The organism is Selenomonas sp. oral taxon 137 str. F0430 (genome assembly GCF_000183625.1).
GTDB classification, from domain to species: Bacteria; Bacillota; Negativicutes; order Selenomonadales; family Selenomonadaceae; genus Centipeda; species Centipeda artemidis.
This window is the reverse complement of the sequence record NZ_AENV01000005.1, coordinates 422,992-448,351: the sequence shown is the minus strand read 5'-3', so window position 1 is coordinate 448,351 and position 25,360 is coordinate 422,992. Positions and strand designations below refer to the sequence as shown.

Sequence of the window (25,360 nt, the reverse complement as noted above, 5' to 3'; positions counted from 1 at the left end):
TCACAGAAAAAAGATTTTGCAACGCAAAACTGCCGCACCGACGTAAAACAGTGTCAATGCGGCAGTTTTTGTTGTTTTATATGGAACCCGTCAATCAAATAGAAGGAGATGCGTCGTTCATATCGTAACCCGTATATAAATCACCGCCGGGCGCGGCGCCATATCAGGTTGTCAATGATATGACACAGCGCGCAAAAATCCTCCCGTCACTCCTCATCCTCCTCGAGAACGTTAAAGATATACACCGCCCGAATCTCAACCGGCGTTACCCCAAGATCCTCAATTGCAGCCAAAAGCCCCGATGCAAGGACGGCACGCTCCGCCGCCTTGTCCTTATCCTTCACGACGGAAAGCGCCTTGTCGTTCTGCGGGCGAAGCGTCACGATGCCGTTGCCGAAGAGTACCTTGAATTCACCGCCTTGGTTGCGATAGAGGAACTGCATCGGCTCGATCGAGTCGCTGCGAATCTCGCTCGGATCCGGAATATCAACCTTCTTCGAGGCGGGCTGAATCGAAAGTTTATTGGGGTTGTAATTGATGGCATAAATGCCGTCAAGATCCCGCGTACCGCCGTCCGTAAAGAGTACGGGAACAGCTTCCGCCGTACCGCCCGGGATGCGCTCATCCGGAATGCCGGTGCGCCCGCGGTCGCGTGCGAGGTCGTAGCCGAACGAACCGTCCGCCCCCGTGATCAGCTCATGTGCTTCAAGGGTTTTGCCGCCGGAGACGACACGGTTCTCCCATGCCCCCACGCGGTTTTGCAGATCGCCCGAGGGAACGGTCACACCACCGGAATTATCCTCCGCGGTGACGCGCGCATCCGGGACGCGTACGCCCGGTGCATTTCCACCCGCAGCCGATGTACCGCCGTCCGCCGCGCTGCGCGGCGTGTTGACCGCGGCACCTGAAACGACGGCTCTCCCGCCCGGTGTATTGCTGTCGAAGCCGCGCGGTCGGATGACGAGAGTCCCGGGCATATAGTTGAACCGGTAATTCGCCATGTTCGTCCCGCCGACATATGTTCCCGGCGCAACGCTGATCACGCCCTCATAGGTGCCAAACGGCGTACTCTCCGTCATCGACGGCGCATAAGCGGATATGATGCCGGTAATATCGTCGTCCGGCAGCAGCCCGCGGCTCCCCGCCGATGTACCGCGTTCAATCGTATAGGTCGGCGTGGGATTCGGCTCATTGACATAGCGGCTTGCATTGCCCGCCGCAATTTGAACCTCACGCGGCAGGATCTTAAAGCTGCCCCGTATATAGTTAATTGCATAATTGGATGCTGCGCCGCGGCTAAAATGCGCTCCATTGATCTCTGTCCAAAGCCCGGGCGTCCCCGCGTCCGTCGTCAGGGTTGCTGTAGGATCGATCGTTTCCGCAACGTCGCCGATATTGTCTCCATTGACAAGTCCCGTTGTTGCCGTCGCAGCATCGACGTTGAATTTCCTCGTGCCGCCCGTATAGACAGCGGTACTATTCTCTGCACCATAGGCGCGCGCTTTATTGCCCGCACGCAGTGTAAGCGGACGCGTTGTGATGGTCAGTGTCCCCGGCGTCGATGTGACGGCATAGTCCGAGCTGTATCCGCGGCTCCCCGGCGCTAGTCCAATGCCCTCTACCGTCATCGTATAGTGTCCGACATTTGTACGCTCTGTCACCGGGTTCGCACCGTCCATTGCCCGCACCGTGTATTTGGCAAGCGTATCTCCGGAAGCAAGTGTCCCCGTTGTTCCCGGGACTACTGTGTCGTTAGGCGCTCCATAAACCCGTGTGCCGCTCGGAGCAGTGAACCTGAGGTCACGCTTCGTGATCGTCAGCGTTCCCGGCTCATATTTGAACTTATAGTTGTTTGCGCGGAGATCCCCCGACACGCCAAGTGTGTAATTGCCCGCGTGAAGCGCGCCCTCTGCAAACCCGTTTGTCTTGGTCGGATCGACATTCGGCGTATAGACCACATGGGTCGAACTAATAATACCCGCTGTCGCTGCCGTCTGACCGTTGGCAAAGTTTGCAAACGTAACACCGTTATATCCGCTGTATTGTTTTGCCGTACCGTCATAGACTTTCGTATCAGCGATACCTTTCACCGTGACGGTACGCGGGACGATGCGGTAATCGACCGTGACCTTGTAGTTGAGGTCGTTCGGTCCCGTAAACGAGATCTTCTCGTTGGGATTCGTCGCATCCGAGCCGTAGGTGCGTGCGCCCGCGCGCATCGTCGTATCGATATCCGCTTTGGCAACTTCGCCTGTCGCAGTATTAATATCTGCGTTGACGTTCGTCGATGTATTAATCCCCATACCGAAGGAATGGCTGCCCGAGTCTGCACGCGTATCGTGAATTTTCTTGATTTCCACTTTATCCAGTTCGCGGCGCTTCAGATTGCCGTCATCGACGATATGGTAGCCCGAGCCGTCGTTGAAGAACGCTGAGTTCGCGTCGCCGTAGGCGCGTGAACTGTAGAGCTTGATCTCCGGCTGATAGGCATAGAACATCGCGTTCTTGCCCGCGGGGATCGTGATCGAGCCCGTCGTTCCGTAGGGCGTTCCGTATCGGCGGAATTCAAAGACAAGCCCGTCCAGTTCGTTCTCGACCGAGTCCTCGGTATGCACAACGTAACGCTGCCCCAGCGCGGTTTGAATGGCGTTTGCGCCGCCCTTGTTCTTGAATGCGCCGCCCCGCGCCTCAATAAGGACGTCGGACGTACCCGTGCCGACGATCTTGCCGCCCGGCGCGATGCTCACATTGCCGCCGTTCGTATTCGTGATTTTAATCGGCGCGTCCTTGCCCGTAATCGTGCCCGCAACCGTCGTGCCGCCCTTTGTTTCGACGGCAACGCCCGTCGCGGACGTGATATTGCCGAGATTCGTGATCTCGTTCGCACCCGTGAGGTTCACGGAATGCGCGTCGACGTCGAGCGTCGGCACGGTTTTGAGGACGCCCGTCGAGGTCACATTGCCCGCCGTCTTGATGGCGACGCCGTCGGCGAGTCCTCCGGGCAGCGTCACGTTGCCGACCGAGATGTCGCCCGCGCGTTCCCCGCCGATGCGGATCTTGCGGAAGCCCTTGCCGTCCGCATTCTTCTGCAGCAGACCGGTGCCACTGAAAATATCGGAGGGCAGAACCAGCCCCGCAGGAGAGCCGCCCCCGCCGGGCGTACCGAAGGAAATCGTCTTGCCCGGCGTATAGGTGTCGAAGGATACGTCGCCGTGCCCTGTGATCTTACTGTTCGTATGATGGAGCTCGTCCGCCTGTATGGAGACGTTGCCGTGGTGCACGCCGTCCGGATTGTCTGCGGAGATCGTCGCATTATTGAAATTGACCTCGCGGCTGCCGATGGTGTAGTCCTTGCCGTTCGTATTGATCGTGCCCGTGATGTTGACGCCGCCCGAACCGCTCGTGATTGCCTGTTGGATGTTGACGGTAAAGGGCATGTTGATCGTACCGCTCTGGTAAAGGTGTCCGCCGCCGTCCTTGTCGCCGATGTTGATGACCTCATAGTCCCAGAATGCGCGGTCATTCCCGTTGAAATATTTCTCGAGCAAGGATAGTTTCGTGGGATCATCCGCACCGAGGCTGATATCCTGTGTGTGCGAGAGCGGCAGGATATTGAGCGCCTTCACGCCTTTCATCTTGCCGTTCAGATCCATCTTGTCCGTCTTGAGCGTGAGATCGCCCGCCCCGGTATTCACCTCGCTGCCTGCCGCCGTCGTCAGATCCTTCGACTCGAGCGCAAATGCGTTGCCGTTCGTCGCGATCTTCGCCGTGCCGTCAAGCGTCATTGTGCCCGAGGTCTTGCCCGAGCGGATCGTCGTCGGGTCAACGAAGTTCAGACTGCCGCCGACCTTCACCGCGCCCGTCGCGGTCTCGCTACCGAGGTAGACGTGCTTGAAACCGTCCTTGATTTTATTGCCGCCGAAAAGCGTCTCGGGCAGTGTCAGCCCTGCGCCCGTCGTACCGACGTTCAGGTTCGTGGTATCTGTCGCCTGCTGTACGGTGAGGTTGCCCTTGCCCTCGACCGCTTCGTTAAAGGTCATGGTGTCGGCACTGAGCACAATGTCTCCCGCCGTGCCGCCCGACTCGCCTGCCTTGATACCGCTCAGTGTGCGAGCGGTCTGCGCGGTCGGCGAGCCTGCGGGAATCGTCACCGTGCCGATGGTCAGCGCGTTCGACTTCACGTTCACGGAGAGCGCGTCCGCCGCAAGCGTGCCGATATTATTTGCTTTGTCGAGTGTGATATTGCCACCGAGCGCGGCGAGATTCGTCGCCGTGATCTTGCCCGCCGCCTGCTGCGCCGCCGTCTTGGCGTTGACGGTCAGTGTCTTGCCCGCAGCGAGCGTCAGGTCGCCCGCAAAATTGATCGTATTCGCTTGGAGCGTCGCGTCTTTGGCGAGCGAGGAGCCGTTCACATTGATCGTGCCCTGCGTTCCGTCGCCGATGCTGTAGTGCGTGAAGCCCGGGTCGAAGACCGTGCCGAACTTCGCATCGGGCAGCAAAAGGTCGCCCGTCGCCGCGTTGCCGAGCCCGATGCTCTTCGAGCCGTCGTAGGTGCCGATGCCGAGCGTGCCCGTGCCCGTGACGGAGGGGCTCGACCCGTTCGCCGCAAGGTTCGCGATGCTGTTCGTGTTGAGCGTCAACGTGCCGCCTGCGCCGACCGACATCGTGCCCGAGCCGCCCGAGTTTTCAATCGAGCCTGTTTTAAGCGTCACGCGGCGATTCGCGGCGACCGTGAGTCCGCCTGTGCCGATCGTGACCTTATTGCCGGAACCCGTCCCGATCGCGACATGGTTGTCCACGTTCACGCCGTCGATCGTCACGTCGCCCGTCTGACCGTTGCCGAGGGTGAGCGCGACAAATTGATTGCCGAAGAGCTTGCCGTTGAGCTGATCTGCCGTAACGTGCAGCGCACCCGGCGTCGCCGCGGTCGAATTATCGACGACCATGCCCCTGCCGGCGGTGCGCGTCGTGATGACGAGCCCGCTCTTGCCCTCAATATTCGTCACGCCGTCGTCCGCCGCAGGCGTGTCAATATTATCCACATGCACGCGCAGTGCGCCGACGGTGTCCGCGCCCGTATTGAGCACGGCACGCGCGCCAAGATTCAGCGTCGTACCCGTCACGTCTCCGTGCACTTCCGTCCCCGAGAGGACTTTGACCGCAGCATCGTCGCCGAGGATGACGTTGTGCGAGCGCGATTTGAGCCTGAAGTCCGCATTGTCTCCTTCGACGAGAAGCTTTGCGTTATTTTCCAGCGTAATGTCGCCGTCGGTGTTGATGTCAATCGCTGCACCCTTGCCCTTGACGCTGACGCTCTTGCCGCTCTTGACGGTAAAGCCGCCCGTGATGATCGTTTCCGGATTCGACGGCGTCGCGGACGGATCCGAACCAACGGTAAGCTTTGTCCCCTCGCCCTCGATCGTCACGTTATCGCGCACCTCGACGCCGAGCTTACCTGCGGCATTCATGGACTTTTTGACCGAGCCGCCGTAGAAGTAGACATGCTTTTCACCCGCAATGTCAAAGCCGCCGAATCCGTCCAGTGTGTCGTTGATCGAGCGGTAGGAGATGCGGTAGTCCGCGCTCGGCGCGTCCGCCGCGTTGTCCGAGATATAGATGTCCTGCGTCGCCGCCGCGCCGCGCGCCGTGACCTTGCCGTCCTTCTGGCCGATGACCTTTCCATGCCCGAGGTCGATGCCGCCCGAGAGGTCGAGGTCGAGGTTCTTCACGGCGAGCGTATCGCTTGCCGTCGGGAGCGCGGCGTCGTGCGCCTTGATCTTCATGTCGGACTTGCCGTCCGCGCCCGCCTTCGTCGCGCCCGTGAGCTTCACAGAGCCCGTCGTTTCGATGTCCGAGGGCTTCTTAAAGGTCGCGCCCTTGACGTTGATATTGCCGGTCTGCGTATTGCCGCCGATCTTGATCTTCCCGTAATTCGCGTTGTCGATGTTCCAATCGCTTGCGCCCGTGCCGACGTTGATTGTCTGCGTCTTGTCCGCCTTTTCGAGCGTGAGTGTCTTGCCGACGTTGACCTTATTGCCAAGATCCATGTTGTCGGCTTCGAGCTGCGTATCGTCCGTGGAATTCAAGTTGCCCGCGACCGTGAGTTTCTTGCCTGTGTCCAGCTTAATATTCGTGGACTTCGTCTTGAGTCCGTCGACGTTCGCCTTCGGCGTGACCGTGCGGTTCTCCACGACCGCGACCTTCATATCCGTTTGGTTTTTGAGTTTGAGCGTGCCCTCCGTCATATCGGCGGCGATGTTGCCGATCTTGTTCGGCTGCGTGGAGAGATCCATCGCGCCCTTACCGAGAAGCAGCAGGTTCCCGACCTCAATCGGCGCGGTCTCGGTCAGCCCGTCGCCGTGCAGGGCGAGCGTATCCGCCGCCGTGCCCTGCACCGCGCCCACGACGGAGATCGCCCCGTTCGTCAAAATGCTCGTATAGGAGGGCAGGTTGCCGCTCGAAATGGCATCGATCGTCGCCGTGCCCGCGTTCGTCTTGTCGCCGATCGCGACGTTGTAGAAGTTGCCCGCCTTGATCCTGCTAAATCCCGCATCCGAAACAAGCGCACTCGTCCCGCCGACGGAAAACGCACCCGCCGTCTTGGGCTTAATCGCGAGTGTCCCCTTACCTGTCGTGTCGGCAAAGGTAACGTTGCTCCAATTCGTGATGCTGTCGGCGGTCATCGTCATCGTGCCCGCGCCAGCCGCGAGGCTTGCACCCGTGCCGAAATCAATGGCGTTGGCGCTAAAAGTCGTATTCTTTCCGTTCGCGTTCGTAAGTGCGCCCGTGAACTTGACGGTTGCACCGGATTCCACAGTCAGCGGCGCCTTCACGTCCGCCGCGCCGACGTCGATGTTGCCCGTATTCGCGTTGCCGAGGTGCACTTCGCCCGTGCCGGAGTTGATAAATCCGAAGTCCGACATGTGCACGTCGGCGGCAGCCGCGCCGACGGACATTGTCTTGCCCGCCGTCCTGGTCTCGACCGTGACCGCGCCGTTTGCACTCGAAAGCGTGCCCTGCGCTCCTGCGGGGAGCGTCAGCGCATCCGTCTTGACTTTGATTGTGCCGCCCACGGTCGATACCTTGCTCGCCACGCCGAAGTTGACGGCGCCGGCTTCGAGCGCTGTTGCTGCCGCACCCGTCGATTTGACCGCGGCATTCGGGTCGAGCGTCAGCGTGCCGCTCGCCTTCAAGGAGAGCGCGCCCGCGCCGTTCGTCATGCCATGCGCGCCGACCGTGAGATTGCCCGTTACGTCAAGACTTGCGCCGCCCGCCGCCGTTGTCAACCCCGTATCGACGCCGACCGTGAGGTTCGTACTGTTCTTGAGCGCGAGCCCCTTTGCCGCGCCGTCGAGCTTGCCAAGCTGATGCGTTCCCATGAGGTTCACATCCGCATCCGCCGCGTCGAGCACGAGCTCATCCGCCGTGAGGACGCCCGCACCCGCGATCGCGTTCTTCGCCCCGAGCGTCAGCGCATGACCTGCGGCGCTGACCGCGCCGCCGACCGTCAGCGTACCCGCGCCGGAGTACATCGCGAGGTCATGATCCGCCGTCACGCCGCTTACCGTGATATTTGCCGCTTGATTCGCGTCGCCGACGATGTTCTTGTAGAAATTCGTTATCTTGCCCGCGCTCGAGAACGTATTGCCCGCGAGCTCAAGCTCGCCTGAACCCGCGCCGAAATTGATGGTCTTCCCTGCTGTGAGCGTCCAAACCTTCGCTGAGCCTGCGGGATCGGCATCGCCCGTGATCGTCCCTTGCAGATCGAGCGAATCCGTGCGCAGCTCGACGGTGCGCGTTGTGATGTTTGAACCGCCGTCGATGGAGATACCTTTTCCGCTTCCCGACTTGCCGATGATCGTGACCTTGCCCGTTCCGGTTTGAATCTGCGTACCGGAGAGCTTCACGCCCGCGTCCGCCGTTGTCGTACTGCCCGCCATCTCGACCTTACCGCCCGTGCCGCCGCCGTCGCGTGTATCAATCACAGCGCTGCCAATATCTACGCCGGATGTCCCCATATTTGGTGAATTGGCAAATCCGATATCATTCTCTACAACACCGCCGTGGATCTTAAGGTCGCCGCCGAATGTCTTGAGCTGCTTGCCATTTGCGATGCTGAAGTTGCCCCCGCCCAGATGGTTCGTATCGGATGTGATGTCAAGGTTCAGCTTCCCTGCCGCAGAAGTGATGTCGGCATTCAATGCAATACTTCCCGTCGCCTTCAGCGTCAGTGTTGCGTCGCCGCCCGACGTCTTCGTGATGTTGTCCTGCACGGTCAAGCTGTAGTCATTAGCTCCGTTATCGCCGCCTGCCGTCTGTACCGTTACCGACGTCCCGCCGCTCAGCGTACTGCTGACGCGCTGCGCATCGGTAAGCGAATCCGTTTCCGTTTCACTCCCCGTAAGGTTGCGTACAACAAGGTTGCCCGGATCAATCAGCCATTCGCCCGCTTTGCCGCCCTCCGAGGAGGCGTTCACATCGCCCGTGATATAAACGCTGCGCCCCGAGGTCTCGATTTTTCCGCCCGCGCCTGTGCCTTTCCCACGCGCAGAGATCGCGCCGCGGAAGTCCGTGCGCCTGTCTGACCATACGGCGACGGTGCCGCCCGTGCCGCCGTCCGCCTGCGCGTCGGCATGCACCTCTGCGCCCTGCACGATGTTCACATTCCGTGCGTGTGCGAGGTCGCCCGAGCCCTGCCAACCGCCGCCGATCTCAATATGTCCGCCCGATGCGCCGCCCGCGTCCGTACGGCTTCCCGCGCCAAGACGCACCTCTCCCGCAGTCATGCGGATCGTGCCCGTCCTGCCGTCCACACTGCCCGCACGCACGATGCCGTCCTGATTGATGACGGAGCTTGTGAGCGCATCGCCTGCCGCCGCGGACATAAAGACGAGTCCGCCGTCCGCCTCGACGAGCCCCTTGTTCTCGACGACCTGTGCGAGCGCGGCTTTCCCCGGTATCACGCCGACCTTGCCGTCGCCGTTGAAGTCGAGCGTCACCGCTTCCCCCGCAGCGAGCGCGACCGTCCCCTTGCGTGCGACAATGACGCCCTCGTTGCGGACGTCTTGTCCGAGGAGGGCGATCGTTCCTTCATTCTGCGCGATGAGGGAGCCGCGGTTGATGACCTTGCCGTCCGATGTGCCGAGGAAGGCGTAGCGTCCCGCCATAAAGTCGGCGTTCGTGATGTTCATCGTGGTCGCGGCGAGCGATCCGACGTCGACATGCGCGCCCGGGGCAAAGAGGACGCCCGCGGGGTTGACGAGGAACACGCGCCCGTTCGCCTGCAATGTGCCGAAGATCTCGGACGGGCTGCCGCCGAGGACGCGGTTGAGCAGCGCCGCCTGTGCGTTCGGCTGAAGGATATTGACGCGCTCACCCGCGCCGATGTTAAACGAGTTCCAGTTGATGACGGCATTCTGCGTCGCCTGCGTGATCGCCATCTCCGCGGCGTGCTGCGCAATCTCTGCGGCGCCCGCAGCGACCTCACCGCCCTGGGGCAGTGCAAGGGCGTGTCCGCTTCCCACGAGCATAAATGCTCCCGCCGTGACCGCACCGATGCCGCCGCCGAGGTGCCGGCGAATCCGATCCTGTAGTGTCACCAAAAAAGTATTTCGTTTTTCAGCCCGACGGCGTGTTCTTTGGATACGCATAACATTTCCCCCATTGATGCCAAGCTGCGGATATCCCCCCGGACGCCGCATATTTCCCCACGATATGATATTACGAATCAATAAAATTTATAGAGTTGGAACCAGAACCGTCCGCCGATGTCGCGCTCAGAGAGTGCACGCGCGCCGCCGATGCGCCGCGCGTAGTGCAGGTGCGCCACCCAGTTCGCCTCATTGCTCCAGTTCACGCCGATGCCCGCCCCATATAAACTCCGTCCGTTCGGCTGTCCCGCGGGCGCGCCGCTGTGGACGCTCATCACATGACCACCGTCGACGAAGGCAATGAGCTGCCAGATATTTTTATCCCCCTCGCCCGTAGGCAGGTTCCAACGCAGCTCGGACGTCCACATCCAACCGTCGTCGCCCGACGCTTCGCCGAGCGGATAGGCACGCACGCCGTAGGGACCGCCAAGTGACATTTTCTCCGATGCGTCGAGGTTCTTCTCCGCCCATTGGCGGCTGTAGCTGAGGTAGAGCGCAAGCCGATCGCGCACGTTCTGCAGGCGCGTAAGCGAGAGATTGTACTTGCCGAAATGCCCGCCCGTCCGCGCAGTCATGCGGTCGGCGAGGCGCTGCATCTCATCGTCAAATCGAATATCGCCGTGCGTGTAGTTCAGAGCGAAGGTACTGCGCCCGCCCGTCCAAAAACTGTCGATGCTGTCGCCGTTGATGCCGAAGACCCAGTTGCTTGCCTTTTTCGGGTTCTTGTAGAACATGCTCGACGCACTCTCGTCCAGATCCTTCCAATCGTGCCGCACGGTTCCGTAGAGGTTGAAATTGCGGCTGCGGCGGAAATTGTGCTGCCACCAAACGCTGAGGGTCTCGGCAGAGCCGATATATCCGAGCGCGGTGAACGCGCCGCCGAGCGTGTAATGCGAGCGCGCGTAGCTGATGCCGAGCTTCTCCCCCTGCTTTGCAACGGGCGTTACATAGGAAACCGAGCCCGACCACATGTCGCCGTTGCTCCGGACGCCGCCGATGGAGAAGAGGTCGCCCTGCCGAAACGGGCTCGCATAGTTGAAGAATGCGCTGTACTGGTAACGCCCCGTGTAGCGGTACCCGCCGTTGTCGATACCGACGTACCCCCACATACGGTTGCCCTTGGGCTTCACATTTACGACAAGATCGGTCGTCCCCTGCTTGCTCCCCGCCTTCAGCTGTGTGCGCGCCTCAACGCGCGAGAGGTCGCTCGTCAGCCACACGCCGCGGTTCAGCGGTTCTTTTTTCACCGCATCGCCGGTCGTGACGCCCATCTCGCGGCGAATTGCGTGATCTGTTAAGTAAGAAGTATTATTAATGATAATGGTATCGTAGTGCCCCGGAACGATGCGCATCTCCACGACGCCGCGTTCAAAGCGCTGCGGCGGCACATAGGCGAACGCGACGAAGCTCCCCTTCGAGCGCAGGTATTTCGTCACTTCCTGCGCCGTGCCGTCGAGCTCTTCCGGCGTCATGCAGCGATGCCGATGCATGACGAGGATTTTTTGCAGCTCTTCCTCCGGTACAAGATTCTCACCGATAAATGTATAGCGGCTCACCCAAATGCCGGACTTCTGCGGGCTTGCCGTCTCTGCGAGCGGTTCCGCCGCCGCGGCGGCGGCTGTTCCCCACAAGGCGGACAGACCGCATCCTGCAGCGAGCGCCGCACACAAGTATTTCCGTATCTTCATTCCGCCGCTCCCCATGTAACACATCGGCGTATTCCTCCCTGTTTGGATAAGTTCCCCCGGACTTATTTCCCATAAATCATTATCGAAAAAATACCGTTTATCTTCACTGTATCCCTCAATGATAAGATCAACGGCGTTTTGTTACTTATATTTAATAACATTTTTCTTTTATTTTCATGAGAATATCATCTCATACGAAGAATTATGCAGTCATTTTTATGTGCGGCTTTACAGACAGCTGCAGTCGTAGTATATTGGATCCGGGAATCGGAACGGGGAAGGCATACATGAATACACAACCGCGTGAACCATTATGGACGAAGGAATTTCTCGGGATCAGTCTGAGCAATTTCCTCCTCTACATCGCGCAGTATGCGATGATCGCGGCGCTGCCCATCGTCATCATGACCGAGTACGGCGGCGGCGAAGTGGAGGCGGGGCTTGCGATGACATTCTTCCAAATCGGCACGATCAGCGCGCGGCCGTTCGCGGGGCTCGTCATCGACGCAGTAAACAAGCGAAAACTCATGCACGCTGTGCTCCTCGCGTTCTTCCTTGTGATGGCGGCGTTCGTCTTTGCCGCATCGCTGTCGGCGATCTACAGTCTGCGGCTGCTGCACGGCGTGATCTTCGCTGTGTCGACGACAACGGCGGCGACGCTCGCGGCAATGATGCTCCCGGCGGTGCGCAAGGGCGAGGGCATCGGTTATTTCGCCCTCTCGACGAATCTCGCCATGGTCGTGGGGCCGCTCGTAGGTCTGCTGCTGCTCGCGTATTTTTCCGATGCGACGCTCTTTGCCCTGCTCGCCGCGCTCGCCGCCTGTGCGATCGCGGCGAGTTCATTCCGTCTGCCGGATGAAATCATCCTGCCGCAGGGGCAAACGCGGAAGCTCTCTGTCGAAACATTCATCGAACGAAAAGCCCTTGCACCCGCCGCCGTCGCGGGCATTACGTTCTTCGCCTACGGAAGCGTGCTCACCTTCATCCCGCTCTATGCGCGCTCGCTCGGGCTCGCGGAGGAGACAAGTCTCTTTTACGCGTGCTATGCGGGCGCGATCGTCGTGACGCGCCCCTTCGTGGGGCGCATCTTTGACCGCAAGGGTGCGGACTATGTGGTCTATCCGGGGCTGCTGCTCTTTGCGATCGGTCTCTTCTGTCTCGGACATGCATCGGACATACTGTCTCTGCTCGGGGCGGCAGTGCTCCTCGGCATGGGGTTCGGCGCAGCAACGCCCGCATTCCAGACGCTCGCGGTGCGCAGCGCGCCGCCCGCACGCGCAGGCGTTGCAACGGCGACCTATTTTTGGTCGCTCGACATCAGCGTCGGACTCGCCGCGGCAGGGCTCGGCATTGTCGCCGTCAACTGCGGTTTTCCCTTCACCTACGGCGTCGTCGACGTCGCCGTCGTCGCGTGTGCGGCTCTGTGCTATGCATGGTGGCGGCGCGGCTGATTGACAAAAAAAGGCTGCTGCACGCGTGCTAAAATGCATTCATGCAGCAGCCTTTTTACAATATCAGAAGTTCTTTCGCTTCGCCGACTATTGCGCCTTTTCACACGCCAGTGCAATCAGCTCCATCGTCACCTCATACGATTTGCGCAGCGAGGGGATCGGCAGGAACTCACAGTTCGAGTGAAAGTTCAGCGCGCCCGTGAAATAATTCGGCGTCAGAATGCCCTTCGTCGAGATGAAAGACCCGTCCGTGCCGCCGCGCATCGCGATGGTCTTGGGTGTGATGTCGAGCCGGTTCATCGCCTCGTACAGGTTGTCGATGGCGCTGCGGTTCGCGTCCGTCACCGCGTCCGCGATATTCCCGTAGGTGTCCTCCATCGTGTAGGTCACGCGCGCGCGCGGTTCGCGCTTTTGCAGCTTTTCGATATTTTCGAGGATGAGTCGCTTGCGCCCCTCGTAGCGTGCCTTGTCGTGGTCGCGGATGTTGAGCTCGACGACCGCCGTGCTCGGATTGGAGCGGATGGTCTGACACCAGATATAGCCCTCCGTCCCCTCGGTGCATTCGGGCGTCTCACTGCGGTCGAAGAGATTGACGAAATCAACGGCGAGCAGGGTCGGGTTGACGAGCACGCCCTTTGCGCTCATCGGATGCGCGCTCACGCCCTGGATGGTCACGGTCGCACTGCCGGCGTTGAACGTCTCATAGACGACCTCGCCGAGGGCGCAGCAGTCGATCGTATAGGCGTAGGCGACGGGGAACTTCGCAAAGTCCATGTGCTTCGATCCCCATAGGCCGCATTCCTCGTCGGGGACGAAGGCGACGTAGATATCGCCGTGTGGGAGCGAAGCGTCGCCCGCGAGCGTCGCGAGCGCGGTCATGACGTTTGCGATGGCCGCCTTGTTGTCCGCGCCGAGGACGCTCGTGCCGTCGGTCACGATAATCTCCTGCCCGACGTACGGCGCGAGTTCCGGGTGCTCCGCTGCGCGCATGACGATGTTTTTTTCCTCGTTCAGCACGATGTCGCCGCCCTCATAGTGCAGACGGCGCGGCTTTACGACGGGGCTGAGCGAGACGTCCACCGTGTCCATATGTGCGCAGAATCCGACGGCGGGGACGGACGGCGCCCCTGCGGGCAGATTTGCCGACAGGCGCGCCGTGAGGACGCAGTGCTCGCTCAGAGAGATGTCTTCTGCGCCGAGCTCCGCGAGTTCCTTTTGGAGCAAATGCGCCATATCCCATTGGCTTTCGGTGCTCGGCACCTTCGTCCCGCCGTTCGCTTCGCTCTGCGACGGGATTTTGATATAGCGAAGAAACCGCTCGACAAGCGCTTCTTCGATTTCGCGGTCGGTCATGAGAGTCTCCTTTCAACAGGTGTTAAAACATCACGCGCGGATACACATAGTCGGCTTGGAAGCCGAGCGGAATGCCGAGGAACCAGTAGAGATAGAGCGTGATCGTCAGCGTGACGAGCAGCGTTGCCGTATATGGCAGCATGAGCGAGCTGAGCGTGCCGACGCCCGTCGCCTTATAGTATTTCTGACAGTAGACGATGATGAGCGGGTAGAACGCGAACATCGGCGTGCAGACGTTGACGGCGGAGTCGCTGACGCGGAACGCCGCCTGCGTCAGTTCCGGCGCGATGCCGACGGCCATGAGCATCGGCACGAAGATAGGCGCGAGAATGGCCCACTTCGCCGACGCCGAGGTGATGATGAGGTTCAGCATACCGACGAAGAGGATGATGCCGAAGATTGTGACCTGCGGCGGCAGTGCGAGCGACTTCAGGAACTCCGCGCCCGCGATGGCAATCAGCGCGCCGATGCCGGACGCGCCGAACACATACATGAACTGTGCGGCGAAGAAGTAGAACACGATGAGCTGAATGAGCGTCTTCGTAATCTCCTCCATCGAATGCGTGAAATCCTTGGAACTGCGGAAATTGCCGCTGATGATGCCGTAGACGACGCCGACCGCCGCCGCGAGCAGGAAGATGATGGCGACGATGGACTGCATGACGGGCGCCTTAAAGCTCGCGATATTGCCCGCCGGGTCGCGCAGGATGGAATCCTCGGGCAGGAGGGCGAGGACGAGCCCGACGAGGAGCAGCACGAGGAACGCGCTCGCGATATAGAACGCGCGGTTCTCGCGCGGCGTGACGGAGAGGTTCTGCGCGGGGACGTCGATGTCCGCGTCCACGGGGCAGGCCTTGCGGCACCACGGTTCGACGACTTTTTCCGTGACCCACCAGCAGCCCGCGATGACGATGAACGTCGAGCCGAGCGCGTAGAAGTAGTTGCACAGGACGTTGACCTCATAAGTCGGGTCGATGATCTGCGCCGCCATCTGCGTGAACCCTTGAATGACGGGGTCAATCGCCGACGGCGTGTAGTTGGCGGCGAAGGCGCCCGCGATGCCCGCGAAGGAGGCGCCGATGCCCGCGAGCGGATGCTTGCCCGAAGCATAGAACATGTACGCGGCGATGGGGATGATAATCATATAGCCCGAGTCCGGCGCGAGGTGGCTCGCCATGCCGACGAGGATGACGATGGGCGTGATGAGGCGTTTCGGCGTGACGGCGAGGATTTTCTTGAGCCCCGTATTGATGTAGCCGGAGCCGTCCGCGATGCCGATGCCGAGCGTCGCCACGATGACCATGCCGAGCGGCGGGAATCCCGTGTAGTTCGTCACCATCTTCGTGAGCAACGTGACGAGCGCGGCGGGGTCCAGCATATTATTGACCGCAATCGGTTCGTGCGTCGAGGGATGGATGTAGTCGAAATGCATCTGCGATAGGATTGCGGATAAAATACAGGTGATGACGAAGGCGCAGATGAACAGCATTGTGATGTCGGGGATGCGGTTGCCCATGCGCTCGATCCATCCAAGGATGACGCCGACCTCTTGTTTTGGCGGCGGGGATTTCGGCAGTTCTTTTGTCATAACGATTCCTCCTGACTGCGGACTTCATCTTATTGTGTAAGACAACAAAGAAGTCGTATGGTTACAATGAATGCACAATAATTTTATTATTTCGATATATTTTGCAAAAAACCTTTTATTGTATATGTATTTTATATGCCGGAATATATAACCGCGCAGCACAGAGCTCCCATACGAGGTGTACCGATAATGAGGTGCGACAGCTCTGCAGCTCTGTGCAGACATCATCCGATAAAAAAGCTGCTGCACGGCGTTTCATATGCGCGTGCAGCAGCCCTTTTCGAATGCTCAGGATTTTATTTTGCTTTCCTTTTTATTTTTCTCCCGCAGCGCCTTTTCCCGTTCTTCGCGCGCTTGTTTCTGCTCCTTTATGCGTTTATCGTATGCTTTCTTGTCAATGTCCTTCAAGTATGTGTCCGGAATACGCGCAACGGCACGCGGCTCGACCTCGTAGAGTTTCTTGAAATACGTCTGTGCCTGCGCGGTATCCTCCATCTCGTCATAAAGTTCCCCCGCTATGAGGTAGGCATACGGGCTCTTCGCGTCCACTTCCATTGCCTTCATGCAGTCGGCGAGCGCGCCCTCGCGGTCGCCGAGCGTGCGGCGCACATCCGCGCGGTTCACCCATGTGAGGACGTTCTTCCCGCCCTCGGCGACGCCCCGATCGGCATCTTGGAGCGCAGCGGCAGCATCGCCGCGCGCGGCATAGGCACGCGCACGAATCACATAGCTGAGCGCGCGATCCTTGTCATTGGGGGAGGCAAAGACGCGCTCCATGAGGGCGAGGGCGCGCGCCGTGTCGCCGTAGTCGCTGTAGGCGTCGCTGTTTTCGCGCATCTTTTCGATCGCCTTGGCATCCGCCGCCTCCACCGCTGCTCGTTCCTTCGCCCGGGCATCTGCACGCGACTGTTCCTCGGCACGCAGCTTCTCCCGTGCACCGCTCGCCGCCTCGCCCGCATACGCTGCCTGCACGAGGTCACGCAGCTGTCCGCCCGTATGCGACGTCTTCAAAAAATAGTAAAGCAGCTCGTTCACACGCGCGTCGCCGCGCAGCGTCGCGCCGCCGTCCCGCGTGAGGGCGAGCCCCCAATCCTCCGCCGCATCGAAGTCATGAAAGGCACGCGCGAGCGCTCCTGCGGCAAGGTATGCGTTCTCGGGGCTGTTGTCGTAGTTCTCGTCCGTCCACGTTACGGTAAAGAGCGGCGTCCCGTCGATGCAGACCGTTTTGCGGTCTTTGACCGTAACGTGCCCCGCACTGTAGTCGGTCATATACTGCGCGAGACGGTTTTCGCGCTTTTCCGTCGCGGGATGATCAGAGAAATCATCCTGCGGCAGATCTTTCTGCGTCGGATCTTGGTACTCCTGCAGCTCCTGCGTCTCGTAGGTGAGATAATAGCCCATACGTGCCATTGCCGCCGCGCCGCCGCCGGGATTGAACCCCGCGCTCGTCATGATGCGGAAGCCCCCCTCGTCCGCCTCGTACTCCGTAGGGAGCGTAACATTCTTGGCAATCGAATAGTTGACAAGTGCATTCATCTTTCCCCAGTCCATGAGTCCCGTGTTCATGTTGAGGAACGCCATGCCGTAGTACTGTGCCGCCGCCTTTGCATAGTTATGCGCGCTGTGCTGTCGGAGCCCGTGCGTCATCTCATGCCCGAGAACGGCGGCGAGCTCGTCCACGTTCCCGTTCAGCCCATGAACGAGTCCACGGTTGATGGTCACGTAGTCGGTCGGATAGCACGCCGCATTAAAGACCGGACTGTCTGTCAGTGCCCATGTAAAGGGCAGGGAGTTCGCACGCAGCACATAATCGCCGTGCTCTACGAGACGTTCCATGATGCCGTCCACGAGATGAATGTCGCTTTCGTTCTTTGCCCGCCCCTGCTCTGCGAGATCCTGCCGCTTGCTTTCCACCTGCGCATGGACATCGTTGCCCATCGCAAGCACGGCGGCGAGCGACGACTTATATGCACCGAATACGCCGAGTGCCTGTGCCGCGATCGCCCACGCGTCGATTGCCTGCGCGCGCGGCATTGGAACAAACATCCCCGCTGCAAGGACGGCGACTGCAAGCGCCGCAGAGAATTTCTTCCGCATATTGCACCTCTCATTCCCCATATGATAATGTGCTCAGAATAACATGGATTTCTTATTTTCTGCTGAAAAAGATTTTCGTCCTGTGGTATAATGAATGTATCCGGTAATCGAGGAGGTCATCATATGGAATACAGCGAACTCATCAAAGAGCGGTTCTCCTGCCGCGCACTTTCGGACAAGCAGATCCCGCACGACGTAATGGGGCGCATCTTCGAGGCGGCACGGCTTGCGCCGACGGCAGTCAACAAGCAGCCATTCAAAGTCTGGGCGGTAGAGAGCCCGGAGGCCTGTGCCAAACTCGCGGAGACGACGAAATTCACCTTCGGCGCGGGGCTCTTCCTCGTCGTCGGCGGCAAGCCGGGCGAGGCATGGATACGGCAGTACGACGCACGCAATTTCGCCGACGTGGACGCCGCCATCGTCGCAACGCATATCATGCTCGCCATTCACAACGAGGGGCTCGGCTCGACATGGGTCGGTCATTTTGACGCGCCGAAACTCAAGGAGTTCTTCCCCGAGATGGCGGACTATGACCTCATCGCGATCTTCCCCGTCGGCTATCCGGCGGAAAACGGCGTCCCCTCGCCGCGTCACGAGGTGCGTAAGGAGATGTCGGAGATTGTAACAGTCCTATGAAGATACGCGCACCCCACAAGAAAAACCACCGCCGCAGCGGTGGTTTTTCTATTGTCCTAAAGGGACTCTTACTTCATGAAGCTGAATGCGCGCTTGCCCGGATAAACGGCGCTCGCGCCAAGTTCTTCCTCGATGCGCAGGAGCTGGTTGTACTTCGCGACGCGCTCGGAACGCGACGGTGCGCCCGTCTTGATCTGTGCCGTGTTGAGTGCAACGGCGAGATCCGCGATCGTCGTGTCCTCGGTTTCGCCCGAGCGATGGGAGGTGACGGCGGTATAGCCCGCTTTGTGCGCCATCTTGATCGCTTCGAGCGTTTCGGAGACGGAGCCGATCTGATTGAGCTTTATGAGGATGGAGTTTGCCGCGCCGATCTCGATGCCCTTCTTCAGACGCTCCGTGTTCGTGACGAAGAGATCGTCGCCGACGAGCTGAACTTTGTGGCCGAGCGCCTTCGTCATCGCCTTCCAGCCGTCCCAGTCCTCTTCGTCGAGCCCGTCCTCGATGGAGTAGATCGGGAACTGGTTGACGAGCGATTCCCAATGCTTGATGAGCTCGTCGGACGTGAACTTCTTGCCGGATTTCGGCTGATGATAGAAGCCCTTGCCCTTTTCCTTGTCCTTCCACTCGGAGGATGCCGCGTCCATCGCGAGCACGAAGTCCTCGCCCGGTTTATAGCCTGCCGCCTCGATTGCCTTCAGGATGTGCTCGATCGTATCCTCGTCGGAGTCAAGGTCGGGCGCAAAGCCGCCCTCGTCGCCGACCGCCGTGGTCTTGCCTTCCTTCTTGAGGAGGGACTGGAGCGCGTGGAACACCTCGGTCGACCAGCGGAGCGCCTCACGGAACGTGGGTGCACCCGCGGGCATGATCATGAATTCCTGCGTGTCCACGGAGTTCGTCGCATGTGCGCCGCCGTTGAGGATGTTCATCATCGGCACGGGCAGGACATTCGCCTGAAGTCCGCCGAAGAAGCGATAGAGAGGAATGCCCTCGGACTTCGCCGCTGCATCGGATGCCGCAATGGAGACCGCGAGGATTGCATTCGCGCCAAGATTCGATTTATCTTTCGTGCCGTCCACGTCGAACATCGCCTGATCCACGGCGTAGATGTCCGCCGCCTCAAGTCCCTCAAGGGCGGGGCCGATCTTTTCGTTGACGTTCTCGACGGCTTTGGAAACGCCCTTGCCGCCGTATTTCGACTTGTCGCCGTCGCGCAGTTCGAGCGCTTCGAACTCGCCCGTGGACGCACCGGAGGGAGACGCGCCGCGTCCGATCGTACCGTCGACGAGAACGACTTCCGCCTCGACCGTCGGATTGCCGCGCGAATCAATGATCTCACGTCCGATGACCTGAGCGATTCTTAAGTAATCATTCATGAATATTCCTCCTCCATCACCAAAGAAGGGATGCCTCCCTCCGGGAAACGCTCTTTCCGGGTGCGTCTCCACTTGATAACCCTTATCTCACATTATACGATTCTTTCACACAAAAAGCAACGCAATCGGGTGTTATATTTTAGAGAGGATGTGCCGGTTCTTACATAGAATTGTTTCAATTCTCCGGCTTTCTGCTGCCCCACTATTTTAACGTAAGCCATTATTATATGAATCGATTTTTAATCGAATTATTTTGTTTTTGCGTGACTTTAGTCACAAATTTTTTCGAAATCAATATGGTATGATACAAATGTCAACAGGGATACGAAACGTCCTCCCCGACATCTTCACCCTGTTGATCATCCCTCTAAAGGAACGTCTCCCTGCGTTCCTCTTGTAAGGCAAAGTCCTTACATCCCATTTCTCAAGCCGCAGGTTTTCCCGACCTGCGAGCATCCCTTTCCAAGAAGAAGAGCACGCCCGAGCAGTGGATTGCCGGCGGCTCTTTTTCTTTATTCTTTTTTCAGAAAACAATATAAAAGAAGCGGTTCACATCAATTTCATGTGAACCGCTTCTTTTTATTCCAAAGTGACTATTTTATTTTTAAGAACGTATACCAGCGCCTGTGTGCGGTCATTGACCTTGAGCTTATGGAAGATACTCGTGAGGTGGTTTTTCACCGTCTTTTCGCTGAGTCCTAGTGCCTTGCCGATGTCCTGGTTCGACAGTCCCTTTGCGATACAGCCAAGCACATCCATCTCGCGCGGGGTCAGCCGCTCGCCGCGGCTCTCATCCCAGATCTCCTTCGCCATGCGGCTCACATCACCGTAGACCGCCGTACTGCCGAAGAGCCGTTCGGCAAGTTTGGGATAGACGAAGGGATTGCCCTCGTTGACCATATGGATCGCCTTGATGAGCACATTTGGCTCGACATCCTTGAGGAGGTAGCCGAGCGCGCCGTTCTTGAGAAGTTCGAGGACGTAGTTGTCGCTGTCATGGATGGTGAGGGCTATGATCTTCGTCCGCGAGCGCGCCTGTTTGAGCTGCTTCGTGACCTCGAGTCCCGTCAGCCCCGGCATGTTGATGTCGAGCAGGAGGATGTCGGGCTTCAGCATAAGTGTCCGCGCGAGGGCTTCCTGTCCGTCCTCCGCCTCGCCGACGACCTCGAGGTCGTCCTCAAAATTCAGCACGCGCTTGATCCCCTGGCGGAGCAGCGCATGATCGTCCGCAAGAAGTATTCTAATCGCCACTTACATCTCCTCTTTTCTTTGCTTCCTGCAAATATCAATTCTCATCTAACACGCGAGCGGTGAGGAATATCATCAGCTCGGACTCCGTTTTGTTCGTGCGCACGCTGCGGAAAAATGCACCGAGGACGGGCAGATCGCCGAGAAACGGAATCTTTGAGAGCGAACGCGACTCGTCGCTGTCGATGAGCCCGCCGATCACCATCGTCTCGCCATCGCGCAGGCGCACTGTCGTATCCGCACTCCGCTTTTGAAAGCGATACGCTTTGAGCTCCTCGACATAGACGGGGGTGCTGACTTCTGTGTGGACGCGCGCTGTGATCGTGCCGTCCGCCGTTACGCGCGGCGTGTAGCGCAGGATGATCCCCGCTTCGCGGTAGTCGATCGCGCTGGTCGTCACATGATCGGACATCGTTGTGCGCGGGACGGGCACCTCGGCGCCGATGTTGATGAGGGCTTCGCGCCCCTGCACCGTGGTCACGTTCGGACGGGCGAGCATCTTTGCCTTGCCGTCCGTGATGAGCGCACTGATCGCCGCCGAATAATAAAATTCATACGGGACGCCCGCAGGACCTCTGCCGAACCGTATGATGCCCGGTGCGCTCGTCCCCGTTCTGCCGCCGCCGGTGCTGCGCCCGGTGACGCGTCCGCCGGCATCGACGCTTGGATACTGTGGGAGCGCCGACCACGTCCAGTCGACCCCGAGCTGCTTTGCCGCCGCCTTCGAGACGGAGACGACGCGTGCCTCGAGCGATACCTGCCGCGGTTTCACGTCGAGCGCGGAAATAATTTCGCGCACAGCAAACGCCTCAGCTTCCGTACCGTAAAAGAGGAGGGTGTTCGTCGCGGTATCGACGAGCACACGCCGCCCGGTATCGGACGCTGAGACCTCATTTCCACTCTCATCGTTAGTTTTCGACATGTTTCCGCGTTTTCCTTCACCGCCGAGGGATAAATTTGCGGCGTACGCAAGTTCCGCGGGGTCGGCAAAGCGCACGGGATAGATGTGGACGCGGCGGTTCTCCGTGCGCGCCTCCGCGCCGAGCGCAAGGAATACGTCGCCGCGCCGCTCGATGTGAATGCCGCGCGCTGCCGCGATGAGGTGCAGCAGTTCCTCCGGTTCGCCCGTCAGATGCGCGGTCACCGCGCCCGTTACGCCGTCGTCCACGATGAGCGGCACGTTGCCCATGCGCGCGACAGCGAGCAGAACGGTGCGGACATCGCCGCCCGTCACGTCGATGGTCACGGGCGCGGCATAGAGCCGTGCGGGAACGAGGAGGGCAAGACAAGCGAGCCCCATGATGACGAAACGCTTCATATGTCCGCTCCTATTCCCGCCGCAGCGTCAGTGTCTCAGCTCCGCGCCGCAGTGTCACGGCATTATCGTGGGCATCCTCCACCGCATAGTCCCGCCATGTATCACCCGCTGCAACGGCGGCGCTCTCCTCCCCCATCGCAAGGATGGCAATGCATCTGCCGTCCGCCCCCGTCACCGTGCCGCGCAGGATCGGGCGCAGCTCTTTGGCGGGCTGTGCCGTGCCGTCCGGCAAAGCGGGCGCAGTCGCGGACATGCGGTCTGCGAGCATCAGCGGCGCGGAATTCTCCGCCGCGCCCGCCCGCTTCTCATCCGAAGGCGGTGACACTCCCGGCGTATGCGCCGCTTCGCCGCGTGTCTCGTGTGAGTAGGTAAAGGGATTGCGCAGCTCGGGACGACGTGCCGCCGCGTCCAGTCCGACGATCTCCCGCGTCTCGTCCTCTTCCTGCGCGCGCATCTGCATAGGCGGCTCAATCACTGCGGACGAGGCGGGCGTCTGCACGAGATAGAGAAGCGCCGCCGCGGCAACGAGCAAGGCTGCGCCCATGTGCATATCACGGCGCGAAAGGGCGGCGAAACGGCTGCGCAGCATCTCTATCGTCATTCCATTCCTCCGCCCCCTTGTGCATGAGTTCTGTCTTCTTATTTTGTTTTATTGTAATATAATTTGCGCGATTCTGCAACTTTTTTATTCCACGAAATTACCGGCATGGAAAATTTTTTCGTCTAAAATGCGATTTCCCCGCATTTTAGACGACCTATATTCGTCCACGCACCGACGTTCACCGCCCCTCCTCGTCCTCTCGCGCCTGTGCGTTGAGCACGCGGCGCACGTCACGCCAATCCGGGAGGTAACGATCCATGCGCGCGTGGAAGACGGCGCCGTGTCCGCGCACCCACAGATGCGTGAGCTCATGCAGGATGACGTAGACGAGGGCGCGGCGCTCATAGCGCGCGAGGGCGAGGTTCAGCGTGATGGACGCGGTGCGCGTGCTGCAGCTCCCCCACCGCGTTTTCATCGCGCGGATGCGCCACGCGGCGGCGTGTTTGCCTACAATGTGCTCACATTCCGGCACGGTGCGCTCAATCGCGGCGGCGAGTTCCGCACGGTAAAGAGCGCGCACTGCCTCGGCACGCTCCTCCACGTCCGCATCGGGCGATGCATAGAGGAGAATCCGCCCGTCCGCATATTCCGCGTACGCTTTGCCGCGCGTAACGGGGCGCACTTCGAGCGGACACTGCACGCCCCACAGGAGGATCGTCTCTCCCATCTCGTAGCGGCGACGCTCCTGCGCCTCAGCAGCCGCAGAAATCGGCCGCAGGCGTTCGTCGATCCACGTACGTCTGCGGCTGATAAATCCCTCGATGTCCGCGCCCGTCATGCCCTGCGGTGCGCTCACCTCCACGACGCCCGGCGGTTGAACGCGGAGGTAGAGGTTCTTGATATTTTTATAGCGGATGTGAACGTCGTATCCGCCCATCGTGCCGCGCTCCTCGCGCAAGAGTCTCGTACGCCGCTTCACTTCGCGCTGCGCGCGTGCATGGCGCGCATCTTGATGGCGACGCTGCGGATCGCGGTGAGTTCTTCTTCGTCAAATTGATACGCCTCACCGCAAAAGTGACATTTCACCTCCGCCTGCCCGTCCGCGACGAGACTATCGAGGTCGTCCGCGCCGAGCGTAATAAGGCGATCCGTGATGTAGTTCTTCGAGCAGTTGCACCGGAACGCGAGATCGGTTGACGCGAGAATCTTCACGTCGTCAAAATTGCCGAGCAGGACGCCGATGATGCCGCGCGCATCCATGCCCTGTTCCACCATATGAGAAACGGAGGAGACGAGCCGCAGATTGCTCTCAAGTTTGTCAATCACCTCGTCTGACGCGCCCGGCAAGGGCTGAACGAAGAAGCCGCCCGCGCCGAGACAGCGCAGCTCGGGGCTGACGAGCACGCCGAGCCCGATGGAGGACGGCGTCTGTTCCGAGGTATAGAGATAGTTGATGAGGTCGTCCGCGACCTCGCCCGTCGTGATGTCGACGCTGCCCGTGACCGGTTCCTTTAGCCCCGTGAAACGCGTCACCGTGAGGATGCCGCGCCCGATGCCGCCGCCGACGTCGATCTTGCCAAGCGGGTTCAGCGGCAGATTCGTATGCGGGTGATCCACATAGCCGCGCACCGATCCCTCCGCCGTCGCGTCCGCCGTGACCGTGCCGAGCGCGCCGTCGCCCTTGAACTTTATCGTGACAGATTCCTTGTTCTTGAGATTCGCGGCGAGGAGCAGCGCTCCCGTCATCGTGCGCCCAAGCGCCGCCGCCGCGACGGGGTAACAGTCGTGCCGGCGCATCGCTTCCGCGACCGCGTCCGTCGTTACCGCCGCATAGGCGCGCAATGCGCCGCCCGCCGCAATTGCCTTTACCAGTTGATCCATTGTTCTTACCAATCCGGGGCGAGATGAAATATCACACCGTTTATCCTATCCAAAAAATTAAATTGCGCCGTCACATCTTCCGAAAGAGATTCGCCATCTCCATCGCGGCGACGGCGGCATCCGCGCCCTTGTTGCCCGCCTTTGTCCCCGCGCGCTCGATTGCCTGCTCGATGTTCTCCGTCGTCACGACGCCGAAGATCGTCGGCACGCCGCTCGCAAGCCCGACCTGCGCGACCCCCTTTGAGACCTCGCTGCACACATAATCATAATGCGTCGTCGAGCCGCGGATCACCGCGCCGAGACAGATCACGGCGTCGTAGCGTCCGCTCACCGCCATACGCTTCGCCGCGATGGGGATCTCAAACGCGCCCGGCACCCACGCGACGTCGATGTCGCCGTCCGCCGTCTCGTGACGGTGGAGCGCGTCGAGCGCGCCGCTGAGCAGCCGGCTCGTGATGAACTCGTTGAACCGCGCGGCGACGATGCCGATTTTGAGCCCCTTGCCGCTGATATATCCTTCGAGCATATTTGCCATC

Annotated in this window: 14 protein-coding genes; 2 read left to right on the top strand and 12 right to left on the bottom strand. The window is 60.0% G+C overall.

All coding sequences use genetic code 11. The features are described from left to right. Positions 1-206: 206 nt before the first annotated feature. Together HMPREF9162_RS03415 and HMPREF9162_RS03410 are read right to left on the bottom strand one after the other, a co-directional pair. Entirely contained in the window at positions 207-9,650 is a 9,444-nt protein-coding gene (locus HMPREF9162_RS03415; RefSeq protein WP_009752561.1) for a filamentous hemagglutinin N-terminal domain-containing protein, read from the bottom strand. Between the two features lie 77 nt (positions 9,651-9,727). Next, on the bottom strand, positions 9,728-11,362 hold the full coding sequence (locus tag HMPREF9162_RS03410) for a ShlB/FhaC/HecB family hemolysin secretion/activation protein (RefSeq protein WP_009752664.1): 1,635 nt from the start codon (positions 11,360-11,362) through the stop codon (positions 9,728-9,730). A 263-nt stretch (positions 11,363-11,625) separates the two neighbouring features. Here HMPREF9162_RS03410 and HMPREF9162_RS03405 point away from each other — a divergent pair, with 263 nt between their 5' ends. Then, entirely contained in the window at positions 11,626-12,789 is a 1,164-nt protein-coding gene (locus tag HMPREF9162_RS03405; RefSeq protein ID WP_009752726.1) for an MFS transporter, read from the top strand. 87 nt (positions 12,790-12,876) lie between these two features. Here HMPREF9162_RS03405 and pepT read toward each other — a convergent pair whose 3' ends face one another. The 3 genes from pepT to HMPREF9162_RS03390 all read right to left on the bottom strand — a co-directional run bounded on the left by pepT (position 12,877) and on the right by HMPREF9162_RS03390 (position 17,827). After that, positions 12,877-14,142 (bottom strand): peptidase T, encoded by a 1,266-nt coding sequence (gene pepT / locus HMPREF9162_RS03400; protein ID WP_009438307.1) that lies wholly within the window; start codon positions 14,140-14,142, stop codon positions 12,877-12,879. A gap of 22 nt (positions 14,143-14,164) precedes the next feature. Beyond that, complete coding sequence (locus HMPREF9162_RS03395) at positions 14,165-15,730, bottom strand: AbgT family transporter (protein WP_009752512.1); 1,566 nt, start codon at positions 15,728-15,730, stop codon at positions 14,165-14,167. Positions 15,731-16,018: 288 nt separating this feature from the next. After that, entirely contained in the window at positions 16,019-17,827 is a 1,809-nt protein-coding gene (locus HMPREF9162_RS03390) for a M48 family metallopeptidase (RefSeq protein WP_009752493.1), read from the bottom strand. Positions 17,828-17,950: 123 nt separating this feature from the next. Between HMPREF9162_RS03390 and HMPREF9162_RS03385 the strand changes: the two genes are divergently transcribed. Beyond that, positions 17,951-18,463, top strand: coding sequence for a nitroreductase family protein (locus tag HMPREF9162_RS03385; RefSeq protein ID WP_009752766.1), 513 nt, complete (start codon positions 17,951-17,953; stop codon positions 18,461-18,463). 68 nt (positions 18,464-18,531) lie between these two features. Here the strand turns inward: HMPREF9162_RS03385 and eno are convergent, their stop codons facing one another. The 7 genes from eno to ribE all read right to left on the bottom strand — a co-directional run bounded on the left by eno (position 18,532) and on the right by ribE (position 25,359). Continuing rightward, positions 18,532-19,836 carry a phosphopyruvate hydratase gene (gene eno, locus HMPREF9162_RS03380; RefSeq protein ID WP_009438286.1) on the bottom strand — a complete coding sequence of 435 codons (1,305 nt, stop codon included), beginning with the start codon at positions 19,834-19,836 and terminating at the stop codon, positions 18,532-18,534. A 579-nt stretch (positions 19,837-20,415) separates the two neighbouring features. After that, entirely contained in the window at positions 20,416-21,087 is a 672-nt protein-coding gene (locus tag HMPREF9162_RS03375) for a response regulator transcription factor (RefSeq protein WP_009349676.1), read from the bottom strand. 34 nt (positions 21,088-21,121) lie between these two features. Further along, positions 21,122-22,402: a type II secretion system protein GspD gene (locus tag HMPREF9162_RS03370; RefSeq protein ID WP_009438264.1), complete on the bottom strand. Its 1,281-nt coding sequence runs from the start codon at positions 22,400-22,402 to the stop codon at positions 21,122-21,124. 10 nt (positions 22,403-22,412) lie between these two features. Further along, entirely contained in the window at positions 22,413-23,003 is a 591-nt protein-coding gene (locus HMPREF9162_RS03365) for a transcriptional initiation protein Tat (RefSeq protein ID WP_009438207.1), read from the bottom strand. 178 nt (positions 23,004-23,181) lie between these two features. Continuing rightward, positions 23,182-23,922, bottom strand: a complete 741-nt coding sequence (locus tag HMPREF9162_RS03360; RefSeq protein WP_037350120.1) for a M48 family metallopeptidase — start codon at positions 23,920-23,922, stop codon at positions 23,182-23,184. Beyond that, positions 23,919-24,824 carry an Hsp33 family molecular chaperone HslO gene (gene hslO / locus HMPREF9162_RS03355; RefSeq protein WP_009438267.1) on the bottom strand — a complete coding sequence of 302 codons (906 nt, stop codon included), beginning with the start codon at positions 24,822-24,824 and terminating at the stop codon, positions 23,919-23,921. The genes HMPREF9162_RS03360 and hslO overlap by 4 nt, the downstream gene beginning before the upstream one ends. A 70-nt stretch (positions 24,825-24,894) precedes the next feature. Beyond that, entirely contained in the window at positions 24,895-25,359 is a 465-nt protein-coding gene (gene ribE / locus HMPREF9162_RS03350; RefSeq protein ID WP_009752743.1) for a 6,7-dimethyl-8-ribityllumazine synthase, read from the bottom strand. Position 25,360: the final 1 nt, after the last annotated feature.